Below are 5,706 nucleotides of genomic sequence, written 5' to 3' on the forward strand. Positions count from 1 at the left end.
GCGCTTACGGGCCGCGGTCGCCGACGTCGAAAAGCGCCTCGAGGTGCTCGGCTCCCCGCACTCCCCGCATCATTTCCCGGTCCAGCCGCGTTCCCCTGCGCAGGACACTGATCTCGCCCGTAGGCTCCAGGATCACGCAAGCGACCTCGGAGGGGCTCCCGATCCCTGCCAGCCGGAGCCGAGGCCAGAGCTCGTCCTCGACCAGATGGCTCCGTCTCAGGTTCTCGTGCAGAACTTCCGTTCCAGCCATCAGGAGCAGCGGCGGGCTGTCGAGCAGCCGTCGCGATCGGGCCGCCCGCTGCAGCTGTCCCGCCAACGCCTGCATCGCGAACAGCGTCAGCAGGGCGACGACGCCGCCACCGAAGTTGGGCGTGCGGCCGAGGGCGGCGCGTCCGAGGACGGCCCCGAGGGCGACCGCGCTGGCCAGATCCGAGCTGGACACCCGTGCCAGAGGTCCCTGCCCCAACACCCGGACGAGCACCACGAAGACCCAGTAGATCGCAGCCGTCGCCACCGCGACCTCGAGCGCCTGGGCCGGGGTGATCAGTAGCCAATCCAACATCGCGTCGTCCTCCTGCCACAATCGCCGGGCTCTGCTGCAGAGCCGCTCAGCTCCCCTGCCTCTGGCTGTCCGTCCAGCCCCGGCCGCGCATCCATCGCGAGCACTCCACGGAGGGGTCGGAGAGATCTGACAGGATCACTTCCCGCACCCCGCGGAATGGGCCACCGAAGCGCCCGACAGTTCGCTCCGCGAGGGTCTTCGCGGCATCGAGGCTTTCCGCCACGAGGCTGACCTCCGGCATTCTGGCCACCTCTCCCGAAGGGAACGTCCATGTGAGCCGGTATCCGCCCATCAAGTCCTCCTTCTCGAAATCGCTCCGACGGCCCCCACTGGAGCTGCAGCCTCACTGCCGCAAATCGTGCTTTAGCGCAAATATTGCAACCAGACATATATTTCCCCCGTTGGCTCGCGAGAAACCAGGCGGACCCGCCTCGCGGGATTTCGGCCCTGCTCGAGCAACGGGCCATTCGGCACTGGCCCCCCTCCCGCGCGGACAGCAGGCTGGGATCAGGAGGCCTACCCGTGGCCCCACGGCGGCTCCAGGCTCACGACGTCGGCAGACAGCTCCATGGGAAACCCGACGGCTCCACCATCCCAGCCGGCCGTCAATCGACAAACCGAGGAGCACCGAATGACCGAGAACACCCTCCCCTACCCCGTACGTGTCGACGCCTCGCCGGAGCCATCGGCTTCCAGAGCCCTGTGGCTCGTCAAGTGGCTGCTCCTGATCCCGCACGCCGTCGTGCTGCTCTTCCTCTGGGTAGCCTTCCTGGCCGTCACGGTGGTCGCGTTCTTTGCGATCCTGATCACGGGCAACTACCCACGGCCGCTGTTCGGTTTCAGCGTCGGCGTCCTCCGCTGGACGTGGCGCGTGCAGTACTACGGCTATGGGGCCTTGGGCACCGACCAGTACCCGCCCTTCACGCTCGCCGAGGTGCCGGATTATCCCGCACATCTGGATATTGCCTACCCGGAGCGGCTCTCGCGTGGGCTCGTGCTGGTCAAGTGGTGGCTGCTGGCCATCCCGCAGTACCTCGTTGTCTCGGTCCTGGCTGGCGGCGGACTCTACGCTGGCTCCCGTGCCGCTGGCGACAACAGCTCGAACGCCGACTGGGCCGCGGGCGGCTTGATTGGCCTGCTCGTCCTCATCGCCGGAGTAGTGCTGCTGTTCACCACCCGTTACCCCAAGCCGCTCTACGAACTCGTCGTCGGCCTGGACCGCTGGACACTGCGCGTCGCCGCCTACGCCGCCCTGCTGACAGACCGCTACCCGCCGTTCCGGCTCGACCAGGGCGGCATCGACCCGGGAACCGCACCGGTCTCCCCGACCCCGCAGGCCCCCGGGGTACCGGGCGGACCAGCCCCAGCCCCCGCCGCCTAGCACTCGAGCCAACACTACCGAGAGTTGTTCACCATGAGCGCCATACCGCACACACCCCCATCCGCGCGGGCGGCAACAGACCCCATGCGACGCACAGCCCGCGCCGCCGGAGTGCTGTACCTGATCACGTTCGTGTCCGTCCCCACCCTCGCCCTCTACGGTCCCGTGAAGAACAGCGCCGATTTCGTCCTGGGCGTCGGCGGCGACAGCGGCGTCCTCTGGGGAGCGCTCTCGGAGGTGGTCGTCGGCGCGGCGGGCATCGGCACCGCGGTGGTGCTCTTCCCGGTGCTGAAGCGGCAGAGCGAGACGGCTGCGTTCGGGGTCCTCGCCGCCCGAATCTTGGAAACCTCGCTCATCTTCGTCGGCGTCATCAGCCTGCTCTCGGTCGTGGCCCTGAGGAACGGCGCCGTCGTCAGCTCCGTGGCGGACCGCGCTGCCCTTGTTACAGCCGGGCGCACCCAGATTGCCCTCTACAACGGCACCTTCCTGCTCTCGCAGAGCCTGATGCCCGTCGTCGTCGACTTGCTCTTGGGCTACCTCCTGTACCGGTCCCGGCTGGTGCCGCGCGTGCTCCCGATCGTCGCACTCGTTGGCGCCCCGCTGCTGCTCGCCTCTGACGCGGCGGTGTTCTTCGGCGCCTATGGCCTCGTGTCGCCGCTCGCCGCCCTCGCTGCGCTCCCGGTCGCCGTCTTCGAATTCGCGCTGGGAGTCTGGCTGATCGCCAAGGGTTTCAACCCGGCCTCCCCCTTGCTCTCGCAACCGAGCACGGAGTAACGAACCAGGAAGCACCGCCCCTCACTGCGCTGGCCGGAGGCGTTGGATAGCCGCGAGCTGGAGGTTGACATCCCGCTCCCCCGACGCGCACTCTCTGACCATGTGGCGGGAGCGCGATCCTGAGCCGTGCCAGGTCAGATGAGCATCGAGCCAGGCACCACCACCGACCAGTATCCGCTGGGCCTCGCAATGAGTTCGCTGCTTCGCGCCGACACCCTTGTACTGCTGCGCAGCAAGGTCCCAGTGGCGTTGAGCATTCTCCTGCCGATCGCGATCCTCGTGGTGACCAACGTCGGCAAGACGCAGTCTCGCCTCGGTGGCTCGGGGCTGATCATTGGCCTGGCCCTGACCCTCGGCCTGCTCACGTCCTGTCTGCTCGGCTACAGTCTGGCGCTGGCCCGCGACCGTGAGATGGGAGTGCTGCAAAGGCTTCGCGTCACCCCTGCACCGACCTGGATGATTATGACCAGCCGGATCGCAGTCCAGGTTGTGACCAATCTGGTCGCCTCCGTCGTGGTTGTGATCGTCGGAGCCAGCCTGCACGGCATAACGCTCGATGCGGTGCAGTACCTGCTCGTCCTGGCTGTCGCAGCCTTCGGCGCCGCGATGGTCCTGGCCATCGGTCAGGCCCTTGTTGGGCTGGTGCGTTCGGCCGCGGTCGTCAACGCGATCGGCCGGCTCCTGTTCATCGTCCTGGTGCTCCTGGGGATCCTCGGCGGAACCGGGATCCTCGGCGACACGGTGAAGACGATCGCGGCATGGTCGCCCGTCGGTGCCCTCATGACGCTCTTCTCGGACGTGCTGAACCGTGCGGCATGGAGCAGTCAGGACGGGAATGCCCTGCTGGCCTGCACGGGATACACGCTCGTGTTCGCCGTCGTGGGCATCCGCTGGTTCCGTTGGGACCCGCAGTAAGGACGGCCCTACCCGCCGAGTGTGAACCGGGATTACATGGCAGTTGCCCGGGGGTCGGCGATCCAGAAAACTTGCCTCCAGAATCAGGAGTTCCGGTGACAAGCCCTGGCTGACCGGACGGCAACCCTCCGGCTGTAGTGGGGTGCTCCAGGTGAGGATTCGACGGCGCCGGGCTCCGGCGTGCGTAAGTACGGCGCCTGCGAGCCGCGGTGCCGCGACCGAGAAAGATACCCATGGCCACCCAGCTCCTTCAGGGCGCGACCGTCCAGCTTGGCGAGTCCCTCCGCGCCAAGCGGCGCATCCTCTCCTCCGCGTTCGTCGGAACCACGATCGAGTGGTACGACTTCTACCTCTACGGAACGGCGTCCGCTCTCGTCTTCGGCAAGCAGTTCTTCCCGGATGCCTCGCCCGTGGTCGGCATCCTTGCCTCGTTCGCGACCTATGCCGTCGGGTTCGTGGCCCGCCCGCTCGGCGGGGTCATCTCGGGCCACCTCGGCGACCGAATCGGGCGCAAGTCGCTGCTGGTGTGGTCGCTCCTCCTCATGGGCGCGTCGTCGTTCTTCATCGGCCTCCTGCCGACCTACTCGACGATCGGCATCCTCGCCGTCGTCGGGCTGGTTGCGCTCCGCCTCCTCCAGGGCCTTTCTGCGGGCGCCGAGTGGGGAGGCTCAGCGCTGCTCTCGGTCGAGCACGCCCCCGCCGGACGGAGAGGCCTCTTCGGGTCGTTCACCCAAGTCGGCTCGGCCGCCGGGATGCTCCTCGCGACGGCGATCTTCGCCGTCGTCCAAGGCCTGCTCACCTCGGATCAGTTCCAGGCCTTCGGCTGGCGCGTCCCGTTCCTGCTCTCTGCCGTGCTCGTCGCCATCGGGCTGTGGATCCGTCTGGGCGTCAAGGACGCGGAAGAGTTCACGCGGCTCCGCGAGCAAGAGCGGGTGGCGGATCACCCCGTGCGGCGCGCCCTGCGCGAGCATCCGCGAGGCATCCTCGTCACGATCGGGCTGCGCCTTGTCCAGCCCGCCCTGTACAGCCTCCTCACCGTCTACATGCTGGGCTACCTCAAGGCTCGGCGCGGCGACACCGGTTCGGCGCTGACCGCCGTCCTGATCGTCTCCGCCGTCGGCATCATCTCGGGACCATTCTGGGGTTGGCTCTCGGACCGCGTCGGCCGGCGCGGGATGGCGGTTGCGAGCGCGATCGGGATCGCGGTGTTCATCTGGCCGTTCTTCTGGTTCCTGGACCACGGATCGCTCGCCTTCCTCCCCGTCGTGCTGCTGCTCCCCATGAACGTCCTGCATGATGCGATCTACGGGCCACAGGCGGCGTGGTTCGCCGAGCAGTTCCCGGTGGACCTCCGCTACAGCGGCGTCTCCTTCGGCTATCAGGTGGGAACCGTGCTCTCCGGCGGCATCACGCCGTTCGTCGCGGCAGCGCTGCTCGAGGCCGGAGGGGGCCAGCCGTGGCTCATCTGCGGCTTCTTCGTGCTGCTCGCGGCACTGTCCACCGTCGCAGCCCTGGCCGCGAAAGACCCGATCCGGAGCGCCCGAAAGGAACTCAAGTGACCAAGCCCCTGCTCCTGAACGCCTTCGAAATGCTCGTCCCGGTGCACCAGTCGCCGGGGCTGTGGCGCCACCCCGATTCGCAGGCGGCCCGGTTCGCCGAGCTCGGCTACTGGACGGACCTCGCCCGCGCGCTCGAAGCCGGCGGGTTCCACGGGATCTTCTTCGCGGACGTGCTCGGCCAGTACGACGTCTACGGCGGCAGCGCGGACGAGGCCGTCCGCGGAGGCGTGCAGTACCCCGCCCTCGACCCGCTGCTCATTGTCACGGCACTCGCCGCCGCGACGGAGCGGCTCGGCTTCGGCGTGACGGCCTCCGTCACGTACGAGCAGCCCTATCTCCTCGCCCGCAAGTTCGGCACACTCGACCACCTCACCGGGGGCCGCATCGGGTGGAACATCGTGACCTCGTACCAGGAATCCGCCGCCCGCAACCTCGGCCTTGGGCGCCAGCTTGCCCACGATGAGCGCTACGACCGCGCCGAGGAGTTCATGGACGTGGTCTACAAGCTGTGGGAG

General features: G+C 68.0%; 7 protein-coding genes and 1 riboswitch. Of the genes, 5 read left to right on the forward strand and 2 right to left on the reverse strand.

What is annotated here, in order from left to right; genetic code table 11:
* Positions 1 to 4: 4 nt before the first annotated feature.
* Both V7053_RS17555 and V7053_RS17560 read right to left on the reverse strand, forming a co-directional pair.
* Positions 5 to 562 carry a DUF421 domain-containing protein gene (locus V7053_RS17555; RefSeq protein WP_334173552.1) on the reverse strand — a complete coding sequence of 186 codons (558 nt, stop codon included), beginning with the start codon at positions 560 to 562 and terminating at the stop codon, positions 5 to 7.
* A gap of 46 nt (positions 563 to 608) precedes the next feature.
* Entirely contained in the window at positions 609 to 803 is a 195-nt protein-coding gene (locus V7053_RS17560) for a hypothetical protein (RefSeq protein WP_334173553.1), read from the reverse strand.
* 390 nt (positions 804 to 1,193) lie between these two features.
* On the opposite strand from V7053_RS17560, the gene V7053_RS17565 reads away from it, so the two are divergent.
* The 5 genes from V7053_RS17565 to V7053_RS17585 all read left to right on the forward strand — a co-directional run.
* Positions 1,194 to 1,943, forward strand: coding sequence for a DUF4389 domain-containing protein (locus V7053_RS17565; RefSeq protein ID WP_334173554.1), 750 nt, complete (start codon positions 1,194 to 1,196; stop codon positions 1,941 to 1,943).
* A gap of 84 nt (positions 1,944 to 2,027) precedes the next feature.
* The gene (locus V7053_RS17570) at positions 2,028 to 2,717 is read left to right on the forward strand and encodes a DUF4386 domain-containing protein (RefSeq protein WP_334173555.1); all 690 of its coding nucleotides are present in this window, start codon (positions 2,028 to 2,030) and stop codon (positions 2,715 to 2,717) included.
* 138 nt (positions 2,718 to 2,855) lie between these two features.
* Complete coding sequence (locus V7053_RS17575) at positions 2,856 to 3,632, forward strand: ABC transporter permease (protein ID WP_334173556.1); 777 nt, start codon at positions 2,856 to 2,858, stop codon at positions 3,630 to 3,632.
* Between the two features lie 81 nt (positions 3,633 to 3,713).
* Positions 3,714 to 3,829, forward strand: a riboswitch (SAM riboswitch).
* A gap of 36 nt (positions 3,830 to 3,865) precedes the next feature.
* Positions 3,866 to 5,191, forward strand: a complete 1,326-nt coding sequence (locus tag V7053_RS17580) for an MFS transporter (protein WP_334173557.1) — start codon at positions 3,866 to 3,868, stop codon at positions 5,189 to 5,191.
* Positions 5,188 to 5,706: LLM class flavin-dependent oxidoreductase (locus V7053_RS17585; RefSeq protein WP_334173558.1), on the forward strand; the 519-nt coding region annotated here is incomplete at its 3' end. The genes V7053_RS17580 and V7053_RS17585, both read left to right, overlap by 4 nt.

The sequence above is a fragment of the Sinomonas sp. genome, from assembly GCF_036848755.1.
In the GTDB taxonomy this organism is placed as follows: domain Bacteria; phylum Actinomycetota; class Actinomycetes; order Actinomycetales; family Micrococcaceae; genus Sinomonas.

Coding starts and splice junctions, on each gene's coding strand:
- V7053_RS17555 (WP_334173552.1), bottom strand. CDS start 562: ATGTTGGATTGGCTACTGATCACCCCGGCCCAGGCGCTCGAGGTCGCG.
- V7053_RS17560 (WP_334173553.1), bottom strand. CDS start 803: ATGCCGGAGGTCAGCCTCGTGGCGGAAAGCCTCGATGCCGCGAAGACC.
- V7053_RS17565 (WP_334173554.1), top strand. CDS start 1,194: ATGACCGAGAACACCCTCCCCTACCCCGTACGTGTCGACGCCTCGCCG.
- V7053_RS17570 (WP_334173555.1), top strand. CDS start 2,028: ATGCGACGCACAGCCCGCGCCGCCGGAGTGCTGTACCTGATCACGTTC.
- V7053_RS17575 (WP_334173556.1), top strand. CDS start 2,856: ATGAGCATCGAGCCAGGCACCACCACCGACCAGTATCCGCTGGGCCTC.
- V7053_RS17580 (WP_334173557.1), top strand. CDS start 3,866: ATGGCCACCCAGCTCCTTCAGGGCGCGACCGTCCAGCTTGGCGAGTCC.